Raw genomic sequence first — 16,041 nt, forward strand, 5'->3', positions numbered from 1 at the left:
CGTGCAAACGCATCCCCGCGTGTCTCTTCAGACACGCGGGGATGCCGATCTCAGTGAGACGCGCTCTTCCGGGCAGGTTCTGTCGTAACCGCCGCCGTCGTGGCGGGCTGCGATCTGGTTTCCGCCAGCGCCAGAAGCGCGTCCGACAGGGCAGTCGGGCTGTTGATCAGCTTCGGGTCGAGGATATGGCCCGTGCCGGCCTCGCGGATACGATCGGCCTGTGCGCCGAGGTCGAAGACAACCGTGGGGACACCGGTCTTCAGCGCGATCGACAGCGTATAGCAGAAGGTTTCCGGCCAGACGCTGGGGATGAAGATCATGTCGGGCTGGATGCGCTCGAGCTCGATGAAGGCTTCCTCGTTCGTCGTATAGGCCCCGGTGATCTCCACATCGGCCTTTGCGAGGGCTTCATCGTTATTGGTGTAGCCGACCACACTGTAGTCGATTCCAAGATAGCGGTCGCGGGAGTCGTTGGCCAATGCCAGCAGGATATCACTGCCCTTGTGAGAGCCGATGGCGCCGATGAGGCTGATACGGATCTGCCCGTCCGGGCGACGCGGCAGAACATCGGGCAGGACGTCCCATGTTTCCTCGTGCGGGACGACGCGGATATCGGCCTTCGGGAAGAAGGTCCGGAAGATCTCGGCCGACGCCTTGCTGGGTGACTCGACCTTGGCATCCACCAGAAACGCGTTGTAGGCGGCGTGGCGGATGTCGGGATCGCAGGGGTCGGTCGCCTGCGGGTTCTTCATCAGCGCCCACTGGCGCAGATCCGCCATGGTCGGTAGGCCGGCGTAGATCTGGTCGGGACGGATCAGCTGGTAGTGGTGGGTGATGGCCGAGTAATCATGCAGCACCAGCGTCTTTTCCGCGCTCAGGCCGGAGAGCGATGCGAGCAGGGCGCTGTGGAATTCCCAGGTCAGGCCGGCGAACGAGTTCACCATGATGCGGCTCGGGGAAAGGTCGGCGAGCAACTGCAGCACGAAGGCCATCTCCGTGCGCATGTCGATGTCCACGAGGTTCGGCACGTAGATGTCGTCCTGCGAGAAGGAGACCATGTGGTTATCATGGACCTTCATCATCAGCGACTTGGTACCGAGCAGGGAGAATTCGGCGGCCTTGTCTTTCAGGTATGTGTCGATGCCGCCGCCCCAGTTGTGGGTGACCATCAACGCGGCGCCCTTGGCCATGTCGATCAGCCGCGCACGATCCAGCGTGCGGCGGGCCGTCAGTGCCGGGTCCGCTTCGAAGTGATGGCGCACGAGCGACGGGTAGTTCGGATGCTTGCGCAGCAGGGCCTTTTGTCCGGCATCGAAATTCTCCGCTTTGGAGGAGGAAAAGGAGACGGAGCCGACGTGGAAGGTGAAGACGTCGCAGGCGAGCAGATTTTTGTATCCGGCATTCAGGCTGCGCATGCAGAAGTCGTTTTCTTCGCCATAGCCGACCTTGAAGGCGACGGGATCGAGAGCGCCGATCTCCTCGATGACCGAGCGGCGCATGTAGAAGCAGAAACCGACGCCGGTCGGTGCCTCCACCGCGACGCCCGCATTGGCGCGTCCGGCGATGTCGTTCATTTCGGCCGGCGTGCATTCGAGCGACAGGAGGTTGTTCTTGTCGCGCAGCGGGTAGCTGCAAAGCGTCGCATTGTTGGAGAGCGGCGTGATGGTGGCGACACGCGGATCCTTGTCGGCATGAGCGATCATCCGCTCGAACCAGCCGGGGAAAACGAAGGCGTCGGAGTTGAGGAGCACCACGTCGAGGCCGCCCGAGAGATCTGCGATGGCGTGGTTGCAGGTCTGGACGAAGCCGCGGTTCTTCTCGCTCAGGTGATAGTCGAACAGGCCCTTTTCGCCGAGGCGTGCCAGTTCCGTGTTGAGCTTCTTGTCAGGTCCGCAGTCGTTGATGACGAGGAGGCTGTAGGCCGCATCGCCGCGTGCTGCGAGTGCATGATAGACCGAGGCGAGCGTTTCGTCGTAGCCCTTGTAGACCGGGAGGATGACGACGGCGCGCGTCTTGTTGCCGAGGATGGCCGGTGAGAGAGCGTCCCACGCGTCGCTTTCCGGCGCCTTTGCCGTGAACCAGCGCTTTTCGCTTAGCGCGTTGCCGCGAAAGCCCTTGCTGCGGTTCTTGACGTAGTGGAGCAGCGGCATGGTGCCGGGCTTCAAATAATTGCGGTACTGGCGCTCGTAATACCACGGGTCGAAGATATGGGAGGGAGAGCGCTTTTCCTTCCAGCCGAACAGGATGTAGTGGAGCCGTGGATCGACGCCTGCCGACGCGATATCGCCGTTCAGCTCCAGATAGTCTTCCGTGGTGAAGACCTCGTCGATCATCCGGATCGTTTCCGGATAGGAATATTCCGAACCGAGCATCAGGCCCAGTTCCTTCTCGGCTTCCGGGTTGCCGTCGGCCTCGAAGGCTTTGAGGAAGTTCTCGTATCCACCCCACATGTCGCCGCGAAAGCGGAGCATATGCGCGAGGTGGAAGTAGGCTTCAGACTGACCGGGCGCCAGTTCGCTCGCGGTCACATAGGCGCTTCTGGCACTGTCGATGTCGCCCATTTCCTTACGGCAATGACCGAGCTGGATCCAGATCGCAACTTTCGTTGGATCGGCCTTGAGGACCTGTTCATAGAGACGCGCAGCTTCTGTCCAATTGTGGACGGCGTTCGCCGCATCCGCCCTTTGCAAGAGGGACGCTGTCGCGCTTTTGCTTGATGTTCCTTTCAAGAGGTCCAACCAGTTTCCGGCAGCCATGAATATCCTCGAAATGAAAATCTGAAAGATGAAATATGCGCCGTGGGCGCCCGTTCGATGCGGTGTTCTTAGAGTGCACCTGCACTGACTGTCAAAGGATATCAAGGCTTTCCGATGGCAGGACAGGCTTCCGTCGGCCCCGAATTATGGTCCGTCACGGCTAACACATTGAACAAAGAAAGTGATTTTTCCTTGCGGTGCGGCAAGCATTGTGCGCCGCAGCGATTTCCGCCTTGCGGTGCTCGGCGTACCGTGGTCTGTATCAGACTGTCCTGAAGTGAATGGCGAGATCCGGGTTACGCGCAGTGCCGCTCGGCGGTCGTCGTCCGGATGCATGAAGCGGAGACGACGCGTGACCTATCGCATCATTGCCGGGGGAACCCTGTGGGCCTTTGCCGACCTGAAGCAGCTGATGGCCAAGGCCACGCCGCTGCGCTCCGGCGATGTGCTGGCCGGGGTCGCGGCGTCGAGCGCGGAAGAAAGCGTTGCCGCTCGCATGTGCCTTGCCGACGTGCCGCTGAAGCAGTTTCTCACCGAGGCGCTTATTCCTTACGAGGCCGATGATGTTACCCGGCTGATCATGGACAGCCATGACGCGACCGCGTTCCGTCCGGTTGCGCACATGACGGTCGGGCAGTTTCGGGACTGGTTGCTGACGCCGGTCGCGAGCCCCGCCGTTCTCTCCGCGCTGTCTCGCGGGCTGACGCCCGAGATGGTCGCGGCAGTGTCGAAGTTGATGCGCAACCAGGATCTTATTCTCGTCGCCCGGAAATGTCGCGTCGTCACGCGCTTTCGCAACACGATCGGCTTGGCCGGCACGATGGCGGTGCGGCTGCAGCCGAACCATCCCTATGACGACAAGCGCGGTATTGCGGCCAGCATCGTCGATGGGCTGCTTTACGGCTGCGGCGATGCGGTGATCGGCATCAATCCCGCTTCCGACAACATTGCGGTGCTGAGCGACCTCAACCACATGCTGGACGAGATCGTGCACCGCTACGACATTCCCACGCAGACCTGCATCCTCACGCATGTGACCTCGTCGATCGGCATGATCGAGCGGGGCGTGCCGGTCGATCTGGTGTTCCAGTCGGTGGCCGGCACGCAGAAGACCAACCAGTCGTTCGGCGTGACGCTCGACGTACTGCGGGAAGGGCGCGACGCCGCCCTTTCGCTCAAGCGCGGGACCGTCGGTGAGAATGTCATGTATTTCGAGACGGGGCAGGGGTCCGCGCTCTCGGCCGGTGGCCATCACGGCGTCGACCAGCAGACCTGCGAGGCCCGCGCCTATGCCGTCTGCCGCGCCTTCGATCCCCTGATCGTCAATACGGTCGTGGGTTTCATCGGCCCGGAATATCTGGCGGACGGCAAGCAGATCGTGCGGGCAGGGCTGGAGGATCATTTCTGCGGCAAGCTGCTCGGCGTGCCGATGGGCTGCGACATCTGCTACACCAACCACGCCGAAGCGGACCAGGACGATATGGACGTGCTCCTGACGCTGTTGGGGGCGGCCGGCGTCAACTTCGTCATCGGTGTTCCCGGCGCTGATGATATCATGCTGAACTACCAGTCGACCTCGTTCCACGACCAGCTCTACATCCGCGAGGTTCTCGGCCTCAAGCGCGCGCCGGAGTTCGAGGCGTGGCTGCAGCGCATGGGGCTGACGGACGCTGCCGGTCAACTGACCCATCATGGGCTCGACCATCCCTTGCTCACCATTTTGGAGGCGTCCTGATATGGCGAAGGATCTTCAAGCAGCCCATGCGGCCCGTTTGCCGGAGAACAGGAATAGGGCACTGACCGCGCTGACGGACGCTCGTGTGGGCCTCGGCCGCGTCGGTGCGTCTATGCCGACGGAAGAGGTGTTGAAGTTTGCCTATGCGCATGCCCGCGCCCGCGATGCGGTGCATGCGGACTTCGACGTGGAGACCCTGGCGAACGCATTGGAGGCCATCGGCCATCGGAGCGTCTCGGTCCGCAGTGCTGCACCGGACCGGATGACCTATCTCCGGCGGCCCGACCTCGGACGCCGGCTTGCCGATGACGATCGTGAGCGTCTGGACGCCTTGCAGACCGAGGGTGTCGATATCGGGATCGTCGTTGCCGACGGTCTTTCGGCCACGGCGGTGCATGTGAATGCCGTGCCGTTTCTGGCTGCACTCCTGCCGCTTCTGCACAGCGCTGGCCTAACGGTCGGTCCGGTCACCTTCGTTCAGAACGCGCGCGTGGCCGTCGGCGACGAGATCGGCGCGCTTCTGCGGGCGCGTCTCGTGCTGGTGCTGATCGGGGAGCGACCGGGTTTGTCGTCGGCCGATAGCCTCGGCGTCTACCTGACGCATGGGCCGTTGCCCGGACGCTCGGATGCGGAGCGAAACTGTATTTCCAACATTCGCGAGGGCGGCCTTGTTCCGCCACTTGCCGCCCGCAAGGCCATGTGGCTCGTGAACGAGTCCCTGCGCCGACAGTTGAGCGGCGTTGCATTGAAGGAAGAAGAGGCAACGTTGATCGGCGCCGCTGCCGAAGGCTGATCCTTACCGGCGGGGTAGCCTTTCAAGCGTCGATGTCGATGACCATACCGTCCCGAATGTGGCCTGCGACACCGCGCGCATTCGAGCTTTCGTGGCGTACTCAATATCCCTCGACACTGATCGGACCTTGGATCCAATGCTCAGGGAATGAGCCAGACGATAGCGGCGATGATGAGGGCCCAGGCGGCCAGCGACAGGAAGACGGCGAAAGCCAGCGCCAAGATGCGTAGCGTCGGGGCGAAACGTGACACCTCGTCCGGCCGACGTGCGGCCCATCCGAGAAGAGAGAATTCGCAGGAGAAGATCCAGGCTGGCATCGGTGTTCCCGGTAAGTTCGTCAACGCTGACTTAAATAATAGGAGGCCGGGCAAGGACGCAAGCTTAAAGCGCACGATGTCGTGGCCAAGCGCATTTATCGCAACGTGAAGGTGCTGTCTTCGGCATGTGCCGGGTTGTATGCGAAGGCTCAGCGCTGCCCAAGCTTTTGCCGCCGTTTCTCCGATTAAGGTAAACATAAACTAACTTAAACAAGGCTTGCGTCTGTTGCCGGCCGTGTGCACTGTGATAGCCTTCACTTATATTTCGCTGGCGGTTTCATCCGCGTGGCCGGAGGTTTGAAGGCATGCGACATCGTCGATACGGGTTTCGACCCACGCTGCGCCTGATGGCGCTTCTTGCCGCCATTCTGATGTCGCTGGCTCTCTGGGGGCTTCTCTACGTCTCCTATGTGATGATGGCGTGGATGTGGTTCGGCTGTCTTGTCGTTCTGGCCCTCGTCGCAATGGCCTTCTACGAAAGCGGAGACTTTCGCAATGCAAGTTGGCCGCTGACCATTCTTGCCTACGTATTCTGGCCGCTGACCCTGGTCGGCGCTCTGATCTACCTCGCCATTGTCGGTGCTGCAGGTGCCGGCAAGCAGGCGGAAACGGCCACCCGCCTATCGGACCGCTGAGTGTACGTATTCAGTATCGTTTTGCCGCTTCTCGTGCATTCCTGCGGTCAGGCTTTGCATGCTTCGGAGGATGCTGCAGAAAAACAGATAATTCTAATATTAGAAAATCCTGCGTTACCTAAACTTAAGGGTTGAACAGCATACTGCCGCGAAACGCCGCGATGTAGGTCGGTGCCGTTGCGCTTCCCTGGTCATGATGGCCGGGCGGATGTGCGTCCGTCCATTATAGGTGTTTCGTGACAAGGCCATCCATCCGTACATCGCTTATCGGCATCTTCGCCGCCATCGCCGTCCTCACGGCGATTTTCTCCGTCGTGACGCTGCAATCGCTGTCAAAAACGCGAGCGATTTCGGACAATGTCGTCACGGACGTGTTTCCGGCCGTCTCGGCCGTCAAGGATATCCGCATCGAGCTCGTGTCCATGCGGCTCGGCTATTTCCAGTATCTCGCGGCTTTGACGCCGGAAGCGACGAAAAAGGCTGAAGCGCTTCTGAGCGAAGCGCGCCTCCGTATCCAGCGTGCTGTGGAGGTCTACACGCCTTACATCGGTTCCGATTCCGAGCGCGCGCTTCTGCAGCGCGTGACGGACAGCCTCGCCGCCTACGGCAAGGCCGGCGATGACATGATCGCGCTCGCCAAGGTGGGCAATTTCCAGCAGGCCAACGGCATGCTCGAATCCATGGGTGGCATCATCACACCCGCAGAGACGGGTCTCGACGAACTGATCGTTGAAAACACCACGCAGGTGACCGAGTCCACCAACCTCATGCATGCGACCTCGGCCGACGCAACCGTGCTGACCTTCATCCTGATCGGCATCGTCGCGACTCTTCTCATCGCCTCGACGCTCTACATCCTGCGCGGGATCGCCAGCCCGATCCACGCGATCACCACCGCGATGACGGGCCTTGCCAAGGGCGACACCGACAGTGCGATTCCCTACGCCCAGCGCTCCGACGAAATCGGCCAGATGGCCAGCGCGGTCGAAGTCTTCCGGGCTGCAGCTGTGAGCAACAAGGAGCTCCAGAACCAGGCCGAATCCCTGCGGCGCACCGCCGAGGCCGACCGCGAGCGTCATTCGGCCGAGGCCGAACGTGCCGCGCAGGCGCGTCTCGATCAGGCGACATCGAGCCTTGCGGACGGCCTGCGCCGTCTGGCGGCCGGCGATCTCTCCTTCCGTCTGGACGTACCCTTCGCCCCGGATTTCGAAGCTCTCCGCCACGACCTGAATGCAGCCGTCTCCCAGCTCGACGAGACGCTCGGCGCCGTTGCCCTGGCTGCCGACCAGATCGACAACGGAGCCCGCGAAGTCAGCGAAAGCGCCAACGACCTCTCGCGCCGCACCGAGCAGCAGGCGGCCTCGCTGGAGGAGACGGCCGCCGCACTCGACCAGATCACCGCGAATGTCGGTCAGTCCTCCATGCGCACCAACGAGGCCCGCGAAGTGGCGTCGCACGCCAACAAGAGCGCGTCCCGATCGGGCGAAGTCGTTGCCGAGGCCGTGACCGCCATGGGCCGTATCGAACATTCGTCGAGCCAGATCTCCTCGATCATCGGCGTGATCGACGAAATCGCCTTCCAGACCAACCTGCTGGCGCTGAACGCCGGCGTCGAGGCGGCGCGGGCCGGCGAAGCCGGCCGCGGCTTCGCCGTCGTCGCGCAGGAAGTCCGGGAACTCGCGCAGCGGTCGGCCAAGGCCGCCAAGGAAATCAAGGATCTCATTCGCAATTCCACGGCCGAAGTTGAAAGCGGCGTCAAGCTGGTGCGCGACACCGGCGACGTGCTGAAGACGATCGAGGCGCATGTGATCGAGATCAACGGCCACATGGAGGCCATCGCCACCTCGGCCCGCGAGCAGTCGACCGGCCTTGCCGAGGTCAACATCGCCGTCAACCAGATGGACCAGGTAACGCAGCAGAACGCCGCCATGGTGGAAGAAACCAGCGCCGCCGGAAGCACACTCGCCAGCGAAAGCGCCCGCCTGCGCGAACTGATCTCCCACTTCACCCTGGGTGGCCGCTCCTCCAACACCCACCAGCGCTACGCCGCCTGAGGCTCAAAGCCCTTCAACCCGAAAACCGGCCGCGTTCGCTCGGCCGGTTTTTTTGTGTCCGGAACTTCGGAGGCTCGATGCTCCGGGGTAAGGTCGAGACCGACGCTCTTGCAGGAGAAGCAGGTATCGAAGGCCTTGGTAGGTTCGGTGTCGGGTTTGATCGGTTGCTCTCGCTACGGACGTCGGATGCCGAGCATGAGAGGGAAATGGCCGAGTCGATCCAACGGTTTGATATCAACCCCCAAGATGTTGAGGATCAAGCTGCCCAACGCCCGCAGGCCATTTATGGAATAAGCATAATCTGATCGGAAAGTGAGGTTGTGCATGTGTCTGTTCACGCCTCGTATCGGCGTTTTCGCCTACCGGCCGATGAACCCTTGGAACTCATGGCTGCTCGTCGCCGGCCCAAAGCGGACGGGCTGTCGCAAAAATTCTAATTTTGTAGCGTTAAGAAGTCGAGTTACGTATTGAACAAAATCTTCGGATAAAGCAGACAGATATGAAAGGAGGTGCTGGTTTGGAATATCGGATAGATCCTTATCCGTCCTACGGCGATTTGAACACGCTCTGGTTAGCGGCTTGGGGCAGTCCTGCACCACACTCGCTTGCTACTATACTTTCACGCAGCCTCGCTCATGTATGTGCGTACGAGGAAGATAGGATTATCGGATTTGTAAATGTCGCATGGGACGGCGGTGGCCATGCGTTTATTCTCGATACATGCGTTCATCCTCACCACCGGAGACAAGGTATCGCAAGCCAGCTCATTCAGGATGCAACAACGCTGTCTCGACAACGCGGCGCCCATTGGCTGCATGTCGACTTCGAGCCCCACCTTGAGACACTCTACCGGAAGTGTGGCTTCCGTCACACGGCAGCTGGGTTGATCTCTCTCCGGTCGCACACCTCCTAATTTTGCAGCGTTGCAAAAGTCGGAGTAGCCTATCGAGCAAAATTCGGGAGTTTTGCGAATTGATCGATAGGGTGGATGATGGTTGACCTTAAGCTGGAGCTGTTGCTGCTGCATGCGCTCCCTCTGGACGGAACGATGTGGGCCGAGCAGATGGAACTCCTACCGGGAGCAACCTATGCCCCCACTCTCTATTCATTCGGGGACCGTATTGAATCTTGGGCGGAAAAAGTATTGGCGCTGACGACGGCCAAGCGCCTTGTCGTCGTTGGCTGTTCGGTCGGCGGGTCTTGCGCGTTGGAAGTTGCCGCTCTTGCGCCGGATCGCGTCGCCGCCCTCGTTCTAATCGGAACCAAGGCCGTGTGTCGATTAGACCCCGTGTCCCATGCTTTGGCGCTTGAGACGCTGTACCAAAAGGGACTTGAGGCCGCGTGGGGCGAATTTTGGAAGCCTCTATTCGCGAACGAGACTCCGCCTGGAATAGTCGAGGGGGCGAGGTGCATCACCATGCGCCAGCCTCTGGAAGACGTGGCGCGGGGCGTTACGATTTTTCATACGCGCCCAAGCCGAGATGATGTTCTTTCGAATTTTCCGGGGCCAGTGGTGGTTGTCACCGGATCGGAGGATGTTGCACCAGGGCTTAAAACCAGCAGAAAACAGGCAGAAATGGCGCAACACGGCCGCCTGCATATTATCCCGGATTGCGGTCGTTACGTACCGATGGAAAAGCCGGAGGCGATCAATTCGATTATTTGCGAAGTTTTGGAGGCAGCTTGACGAATCAGGAGCCGCTGGACATCTTTGTTTCGGCGTGGCCTGCGCCCAACCTCCGAGACCTTCCCCAGCATGGTCTTGAACGGAGGCAAAGGGACTTTCGTCTCTGGCCGCTTGTCTTGGTCCGATCGTGCCGGGCGGGTTGCTGGGGGACTGCGTCCGGGACGTGAAAGCCAGATCATGACCCAAAACGGAAATCTTAAACGCCGCGTGCGTGCTCGTGCAGCCAAAACCGGCGAATCTTACACCGCAGCTCTTCAACATGTCCGGCAACCTTCGGACGCGCCTGCGATCCGTTCAATACGGATGGCGGTAGCCCAAACATCCCTGTTCAACGATCCTCGTGACATTGCGGCGCTCCATACTAGTGGAGCGGAGATGCGCCGCCTTATGCATGAAGCCCATACGGCCGGGGCTCGCCTCTTACATTTCCCCGAAGGAACAACCTGCTGGCCACATAAACGGATCATGTCCGAAACCAGCCCAGGGGAAATTGGGCCTTCTGATTGGACGCGCTTCGAATGGGGGGCTTTGCACAAGGAGCTGGAAGCGACCAGGAGACTTGCGAGCGAGCTTAGACTTTGGACGATATTCGGTTCCGTCCATCAACTCACCTCGCCGCACCGGCCGCATAACAGCCTATATGTTCTTTCTGATCGTGGGGAGTTGGTGACGCGCTACGATGAGCGCTTGCTATCCAACACGAAAATCTCGTTCATGTACCCGCCTGGGAAGACCCCTGTGACTTTTGAGGTGGATGGCGTCCGTTTCGGCTGCGCGGTCGGCATGGAAGCGCACTATCCCGAGATATTCATCGAGTACGAGAAGCTTGATGTCGATTGTGTCCTGTTCTCGACAGCAGGAGAAAGCCCTTCCAATGCTCTGGCATTTGCCGCTGAGGTGTTGGGGCATGCCGCGAGTAATACGTACTGGGTCAGCTATTCTACCCTTGCACCTCAGAGCACGGCCGCTCCCTCGGGCATCGCTTCGCCGAATGGGCAGTGGGCGGTGCAGTGCCCTATGAACGGGTTACCCGCTATCGTCGTTGCAGATATTAAAACCAACCCGGAGAGCCATGCGCGGCCGTGGCGGCGAAAGGCTCGCAACGATCTCTATACTCCTCATCACATAGAAGGTGATCCGAGAAGTGATGACAGAAATCTCTTTTAGCTAATCGTCAATGATCGGGGCGACCTCCGGCCCCGACAACATTTCGACGTTGCGGAAACCCCGAGTTCGCAGCGCTTCGAAAGCTCGGCGAACATATTGAGCAACATCCGAGATTATTGGTCAGGGGAGCGAGCACGAGCATAGGGTCAAGCTTTCACACCTTTAATCGCGAATGGCGAAAAGAATTAAATACGAGAGTACACGAGGAATAAGCCTTGGAATTGATCGGAAACGCGCAGTCGCGGCTCATTGTGATCCGAGGAAATTCGGGAAGCGGGAAGTCCGCTCTCGCGATGGCTATTCGCAATAGACGTCCTCGTGGTATTGCGATTATCGGTCAAGACGTGTTGCGCCGCAATATTTTACACGTTCCAGACATCAAACCATCGCTAGCAGCCGACTACATAGATGTATCCGCTCGTTTCGCCTTAAACCGCGGGCTCCATGTGATCATTGAGGGGATTTTGCGCGATGATATTTACGGCGACATGCTTAGAGGGCTGATTTGTTGCCACAACGGTAAATCATGCTGCTACCGGTACAAAATTTCATTTGACGAAACGCTGAGGAGGCACAAAACGAAGGCTGAGGCCGCCGAATTCGGTGAGATCGAGATGCGACAGTGGTGGCAAGATGATGACGCGCTAGCCGGTGTTGAGGAACTGATTATCGGACCCGACCAGCCTTTGGCCGATACGGTCGCGGAGGTCATTGCCAATTGTGGCTGGGAGCCTCGGTCGGCGAATGACGTCTCTCGCTAAAGGTTAAGCGCCGAGAAATCATTTTTCAGATGCGTTTTGATCAAGATCTTCCAGTCTGCATTTCAATTGAATAGCTTTCAGAGTATTTAAAACGAAGCAAGTTATATTGAAGATACCAATATAGTAATGTATTTTTACTTCGCCTATTCCTTTTTTAATTTCGGGTGATCTGCTTAGATTTCGTGGCGTTATTGATTTGCTACGGTGCGCAATACCCTGAGGAAAGTTTTGAATTAGTTCACGCACACGGTGTTTGCGATAAAAGAAAAAAAGTTGTCAGCCTCCAACTCGAATGTGGGACCAGCCATGTCGAGACAGTAGACCCCGTCGCCGAGAGAGGGGCAAAGGCAGTACCTCCATGAGGCACCGCTGTCCGCAATAGAAACCGCATCGGCGGGGATAGGATGCCCGTCGGATCGTCGCCCTGACAAAGCACGGTAGGCGGCAGACTGGTAAAGCTGAAAGGATGGATGCTGTTTGACGGCCGACGCGGGCTCTGGCTCGTAGATATAAAAATCTCGCGTAGTTGAGCCTACCCCGACGACACGAATAAACTCAAGGTATTGATGAGAAATTCTGGGGTAACGCCTTGCGATCCTCGCGACAACGATTTTAGACACGGACCGCAGCGACGACAGTTCATTTGCGCGATCCAAGTCGAGCAACTGCGCGATTCTAATTATCATAGGGTTTCAACCTCTTTTCCCCTCTCTTCAAGCACTTTGCAGCTTCAACTTTTCTACAACGATAGCCGACATGTCCACAATTGGTGGATACTGTTAAAAAACTTCGTCAAAGTATAAGCCCTCGTGCCGCCTGAAATGGCGTTACGCAAGAGCACCAATGTGAAGTGCGTGGCGCAATCTTGTTCAGCCATTGGCGACAGAGGGAATACTATTCCTCGCTGCTGGTATTGAAGTCGCTCCGGGTGCCACGCGCTGGGGTTTTTCCAACAGTATCGGCCCTAACCAGACCTCGGTCACGGCCATCTATTGTCAAAGCATGAGGCGCATCGCGCATCGCTGAGCAATCGGGAGCCCATGATCAACCTCCGCTTGAAGAAGCCCGTTCAATCTCTTCCCGACATCGTCGGCTGCTAATTTCCGGAAGCCCAGCCGCTGGTAGAATGGCGCATTCCAAGGTACCTCGGAGAACGTCGTGAGTGTAACCGCCAAAAGGCGTTTGTCCCGCGCCTCGGCGATAGCTTTCTGAAGCAATGCCGAACCAAAACCTTCGCCCTGACGGTTTGCAGAGACGGATATTTCCGAGATGTGCATCTCATCGCCCGCGCGTTCGGCGCTCAAGAAGCCGGTCGGAAAGTCGTCTTCATCAACGGCAACCCAACTGAAATGGCGTAGTGCCAGTTCACGATGCCTCTCTGCGGACATTACATCTCCCTCCGCCAGCCACTCCAATCCGGGCCATTTCCGAAAGATTTGCGCGGCAGACCTCTCAATTTCCGAAAGATGCTCAATGTCGTCATCGTTGATCGGTCGGATCGATGCCATTGTCCTATTCCATACTTTGCGGCGTTTGTTGGCATTCTTGATCCGATATCGCAATGAACGCTTGCGGCCAACCCGGTGCAGCGGATGGCGCTGGTCGGTCATATGGCAATCAAACCATCAGGCTGCGCACATAGCGGCGCAGATCGCAGTCTTCACGGGGAATGCGCTTGACGCTGAAGACGCCCGGCATCGAGCAGATGCCCATGTGAGGGGACCGCAAGGCCTTGAGATAACGGCGGGCGTAAACTGTCCCTGTACCCGCTCTTATCTGATCGATGATCTCGGTTGAGATGGCGAGGTTCGTGCAGTAGTCGCAGAACGTTATCGGTAAGGCTGCGTCCATACCATTCATGGCATAATGGGCTGCAATGGTCGGCGGAATAACTTCCTCGCTGGGGAAGCCGCACGGTGCCATTGGAAAGTGATCGATGAACATCCTGGTGATATGCGCAAAGATCTTCGTATCGTAGAACTGCCCTTCCGCTTGCCCGCCAAAATAACCCTTCATATCGAGCCTTGACAGGAACTTGCGCATCGGGATCGCACTCAGCACGTCCGAACGGAACGATCCCCAGTCAGTGGCTGTGTCATAGATCTCGGTCTGGCTGCCGATCGAATAGTCTGCCACGTAAGCGGCAAGTCCGGGTTTCACCAGCAATTCGTTGGAGGAGAGCAGCACGACCTTGTCGAAGCGGCGTCCCTGTTCAAGAGCATGGAGGAAGTTACTGACATGCGTATGCATCAGTCCTTCACACCAGATGGTCTCATAGGAACTGGGATTGACGAAAACGTTTTCCAGATCGCACTGACGGCGGAATTCGTCCTTGTCGACCGTAGCACCGGAGGAAACGTGGATGCAAATGAGAGCCTCAGGGCAGAAATAGCGGATATTTTCGACCTGATCCCGGACAATTTCCGGCTTTTCATGCACGGGAAGAGAAAACAATATCATCGCGTTGCGTCCTGGATCATCAGACTGCGAATATGTCGGCGAAGATCGCAATCCTCACGGGGAACATGCGTGACGCTGAAAACGCCTTTCAGCACAGATGCACCTATATGAGGAGACCGTAGCGCACCCGGGCGTCGTTTCGCAAAGATGGTGCCCTTGCCGCTCCGGACCTGTGCGATGACCTCGTTCGAGATGACCAGGGTGTTGGACTTGTTTGAAAGTGTGACCGGCGGTACGCCATTGGTATGGGTCACGAAATATCGAGCGGCCATGGTTGGCCCGATAACCTGCTCGGTTGGAAAGCCACAAGGCTTCATCGGGAAGTTTTCCATGAAGAGCTTCGTCAACAGGCCGAAGATGCTTTTGCTGAAAAACTGCCCCTCTGCCTGACCGCCGAAAAAAAGGGGAAGCCCGAGTGTCTTCAGAAACCCCTGCATTGCGGCAGTCTGCAAAAGCTCCGGATTGAACACGCCCCAGTCGGTGGCGAGATCGAGAACCTCGGCATGTACGCCAAGCGGGTATCTGGAAATATAGTCACCGAGACCGTCTTTGACGAGCATTTCATCAGAAGAGATCAGCACGACCTTGTCGAAGGGCAGCCCCGTATCGAGCATATGCAGGAAATTGCTGACATGCGTGTGCATCAGTCCATCGGACAGGGTGAAACCAAGAGAATGCGGGTTGAGAACGACGTTTTCGAAATCGCAGGCACGCGCGAATTCATCACGACTTGCAGCGGCGCCGTCGGCCACATGCACGCAGATTAAAGATCCGGGGCAGAAGTAATTAATGTTCTCAATCTGATCGCGAACAATATCCGGCCGATCATGCACCGGAAGAGAGAAAAGTATCCTGTCCATTAAAATTGGGTCCCGATAATAAAGACGGCGCAGGAACGGCTCAATTACTATAAACTGAGCCTGTTAGCTGCAGGAAACCTACATCCCATGCCTGTTCGTGAAATCCGGTCGCAAAAATTAAGTTTCGCGACCGGCTTCTGTAAAGCCTCTCCGAGCGGACTACGATGTCTTCAATCTCAGACCCACGCCCTTGCAGGAAAAGCGGGTGTCGAAGGCCTTGGTGTAATCGGTATCCGGCTTGAACAGTTTCGCTGTTATTAGCTCCTCTGCAAGCCATTTGTAGCGCTCGACGGTTATGCAGCCGATACCCTTGTCCAGCGCATCGCCGCTATCCACGATCCGGTAGTGCTTCATCTTGTCGATGGCATATCGATCTGGCCATCGGTCATTTCAGGATTGGTCGTTTTGATCAGCGCGTTGCGGGAGCGTTGTCCCCGTATAAGTAGTTTTATCACCAAAATGGAAATGAATACAATAAATTAGGAAAGAGAAATGGCGCACCCGACAGGATTCGAACCTGTGACCTTTGGAATCGGAATCCAACACTCTATCCAGCTGAGCTACGGGTGCAGCAACCGGCTTTGCCGGGTGGATGAGGGGTTCATAGCTTAGGTTTGGGTCGGCATCAATGGGGAAGAGAGGGATTGGTGGAAAATCAGGTGGGGTGGGTTTGGTGAGGTGGCGGTGGAGATCCGGTTGGGGGCGTGGGGCGTAGATGTTCTCGGATTTGGATGACGGGCCCGCTGGTGGGTCAACGGCGCAGCTGTGGCCGGGAGGACGGGATGCGGGGGTTTCGGGGAGGGTATCGGGCGGTGG

13 protein-coding genes, 1 tRNA gene and 1 pseudogene are annotated in these 16,041 nt (G+C 58.2%); 8 read left to right on the forward strand and 7 right to left on the reverse strand.

The window, feature by feature from the left end:
* Nucleotides 1-50 precede the first annotated feature (50 nt).
* Nucleotides 51-2,756, reverse strand: coding sequence for a glycosyltransferase (locus tag G8E10_RS21640; protein WP_343289842.1), 2,706 nt, complete (start codon nt 2,754-2,756; stop codon nt 51-53).
* A 352-nt stretch (nt 2,757-3,108) separates the two neighbouring features.
* Between G8E10_RS21640 and G8E10_RS21645 the strand changes: the two genes are divergently transcribed.
* On the forward strand, nt 3,109-4,491 hold the full coding sequence (locus G8E10_RS21645; protein ID WP_343289843.1) for an ethanolamine ammonia-lyase subunit EutB: 1,383 nt from the start codon (nt 3,109-3,111) through the stop codon (nt 4,489-4,491).
* Between the two features lies 1 nt (nt 4,492).
* Complete coding sequence (gene eutC / locus G8E10_RS21650) at nt 4,493-5,284, forward strand: ethanolamine ammonia-lyase subunit EutC (protein ID WP_167130627.1); 792 nt, start codon at nt 4,493-4,495, stop codon at nt 5,282-5,284.
* A 140-nt stretch (nt 5,285-5,424) separates the two neighbouring features.
* Here the strand turns inward: eutC and G8E10_RS21655 are convergent, their stop codons facing one another.
* On the reverse strand, nt 5,425-5,601 hold the full coding sequence (locus tag G8E10_RS21655) for a hypothetical protein (RefSeq protein WP_167130628.1): 177 nt from the start codon (nt 5,599-5,601) through the stop codon (nt 5,425-5,427).
* Between the two features lie 305 nt (nt 5,602-5,906).
* On the opposite strand from G8E10_RS21655, the gene G8E10_RS21660 reads away from it, so the two are divergent.
* The 6 genes from G8E10_RS21660 to G8E10_RS21685 all read left to right on the forward strand — a co-directional run bounded on the left by G8E10_RS21660 (nt 5,907) and on the right by G8E10_RS21685 (nt 11,905).
* Nucleotides 5,907-6,236 (forward strand): hypothetical protein, encoded by a 330-nt coding sequence (locus G8E10_RS21660; protein ID WP_167130629.1) that lies wholly within the window; start codon nt 5,907-5,909, stop codon nt 6,234-6,236.
* A gap of 236 nt (nt 6,237-6,472) precedes the next feature.
* On the forward strand, nt 6,473-8,290 hold the full coding sequence (locus G8E10_RS26250) for a methyl-accepting chemotaxis protein (protein ID WP_110801751.1): 1,818 nt from the start codon (nt 6,473-6,475) through the stop codon (nt 8,288-8,290).
* A 499-nt stretch (nt 8,291-8,789) separates the two neighbouring features.
* Nucleotides 8,790-9,203: a GNAT family N-acetyltransferase gene (locus G8E10_RS21670; RefSeq protein WP_132447716.1), complete on the forward strand. Its 414-nt coding sequence runs from the start codon at nt 8,790-8,792 to the stop codon at nt 9,201-9,203.
* A gap of 75 nt (nt 9,204-9,278) precedes the next feature.
* Nucleotides 9,279-9,977 (forward strand): alpha/beta fold hydrolase, encoded by a 699-nt coding sequence (locus tag G8E10_RS21675; RefSeq protein ID WP_167130630.1) that lies wholly within the window; start codon nt 9,279-9,281, stop codon nt 9,975-9,977.
* 177 nt (nt 9,978-10,154) lie between these two features.
* Nucleotides 10,155-11,144: a carbon-nitrogen hydrolase family protein gene (locus tag G8E10_RS21680; protein ID WP_167130631.1), complete on the forward strand. Its 990-nt coding sequence runs from the start codon at nt 10,155-10,157 to the stop codon at nt 11,142-11,144.
* A gap of 215 nt (nt 11,145-11,359) precedes the next feature.
* Nucleotides 11,360-11,905, forward strand: a complete 546-nt coding sequence (locus G8E10_RS21685; RefSeq protein WP_167130632.1) for a kinase — start codon at nt 11,360-11,362, stop codon at nt 11,903-11,905.
* A 995-nt stretch (nt 11,906-12,900) separates the two neighbouring features.
* Here G8E10_RS21685 and G8E10_RS21690 read toward each other — a convergent pair.
* The 5 genes and pseudogenes from G8E10_RS21690 to G8E10_RS21710 all read right to left on the reverse strand — a co-directional run bounded on the left by G8E10_RS21690 (nt 12,901) and on the right by G8E10_RS21710 (nt 15,795).
* Nucleotides 12,901-13,515: a GNAT family N-acetyltransferase gene (locus G8E10_RS21690; RefSeq protein WP_281517725.1), complete on the reverse strand. Its 615-nt coding sequence runs from the start codon at nt 13,513-13,515 to the stop codon at nt 12,901-12,903.
* Between the two features lie 7 nt (nt 13,516-13,522).
* Nucleotides 13,523-14,365 carry a hypothetical protein gene (locus G8E10_RS21695; RefSeq protein WP_132662742.1) on the reverse strand — a complete coding sequence of 281 codons (843 nt, stop codon included), beginning with the start codon at nt 14,363-14,365 and terminating at the stop codon, nt 13,523-13,525.
* Nucleotides 14,362-15,225 carry a hypothetical protein gene (locus G8E10_RS21700; RefSeq protein WP_167130633.1) on the reverse strand — a complete coding sequence of 288 codons (864 nt, stop codon included), beginning with the start codon at nt 15,223-15,225 and terminating at the stop codon, nt 14,362-14,364. The genes G8E10_RS21695 and G8E10_RS21700 overlap by 4 nt, the downstream gene beginning before the upstream one ends.
* Nucleotides 15,226-15,384: 159 nt before the next feature.
* A pseudogene (locus G8E10_RS21705) lies at nt 15,385-15,673 on the reverse strand (ABC transporter substrate-binding protein); the annotation flags it as partial.
* A 45-nt stretch (nt 15,674-15,718) separates the two neighbouring features.
* Nucleotides 15,719-15,795, reverse strand: a tRNA-Arg gene (locus G8E10_RS21710).
* Between the last annotated feature and the right edge of the window lie 246 nt (nt 15,796-16,041).

Source organism: Ferranicluibacter rubi (assembly GCF_011603255.1).
GTDB classification, from domain to species: Bacteria; Pseudomonadota; Alphaproteobacteria; order Rhizobiales; family Rhizobiaceae; genus Ferranicluibacter; species Ferranicluibacter rubi.

Coding starts and splice junctions, on each gene's coding strand:
- G8E10_RS21675 (WP_167130630.1), top strand. CDS start 9,279: ATGATGGTTGACCTTAAGCTGGAGCTGTTGCTGCTGCATGCGCTCCCT.
- G8E10_RS21695 (WP_132662742.1), bottom strand. CDS start 14,365: ATGATATTGTTTTCTCTTCCCGTGCATGAAAAGCCGGAAATTGTCCGG.
- G8E10_RS21660 (WP_167130629.1), top strand. CDS start 5,907: ATGCGACATCGTCGATACGGGTTTCGACCCACGCTGCGCCTGATGGCG.
- G8E10_RS21655 (WP_167130628.1), bottom strand. CDS start 5,601: ATGCCAGCCTGGATCTTCTCCTGCGAATTCTCTCTTCTCGGATGGGCC.
- G8E10_RS21690 (WP_281517725.1), bottom strand. CDS start 13,515: ATGACCGACCAGCGCCATCCGCTGCACCGGGTTGGCCGCAAGCGTTCA.
- G8E10_RS21700 (WP_167130633.1), bottom strand. CDS start 15,225: ATGGACAGGATACTTTTCTCTCTTCCGGTGCATGATCGGCCGGATATT.
- G8E10_RS21680 (WP_167130631.1), top strand. CDS start 10,155: ATGACCCAAAACGGAAATCTTAAACGCCGCGTGCGTGCTCGTGCAGCC.
- eutC (WP_167130627.1), top strand. CDS start 4,493: ATGGCGAAGGATCTTCAAGCAGCCCATGCGGCCCGTTTGCCGGAGAAC.
- G8E10_RS21640 (WP_343289842.1), bottom strand. CDS start 2,756: ATGGCTGCCGGAAACTGGTTGGACCTCTTGAAAGGAACATCAAGCAAA.
- G8E10_RS21670 (WP_132447716.1), top strand. CDS start 8,790: ATGAAAGGAGGTGCTGGTTTGGAATATCGGATAGATCCTTATCCGTCC.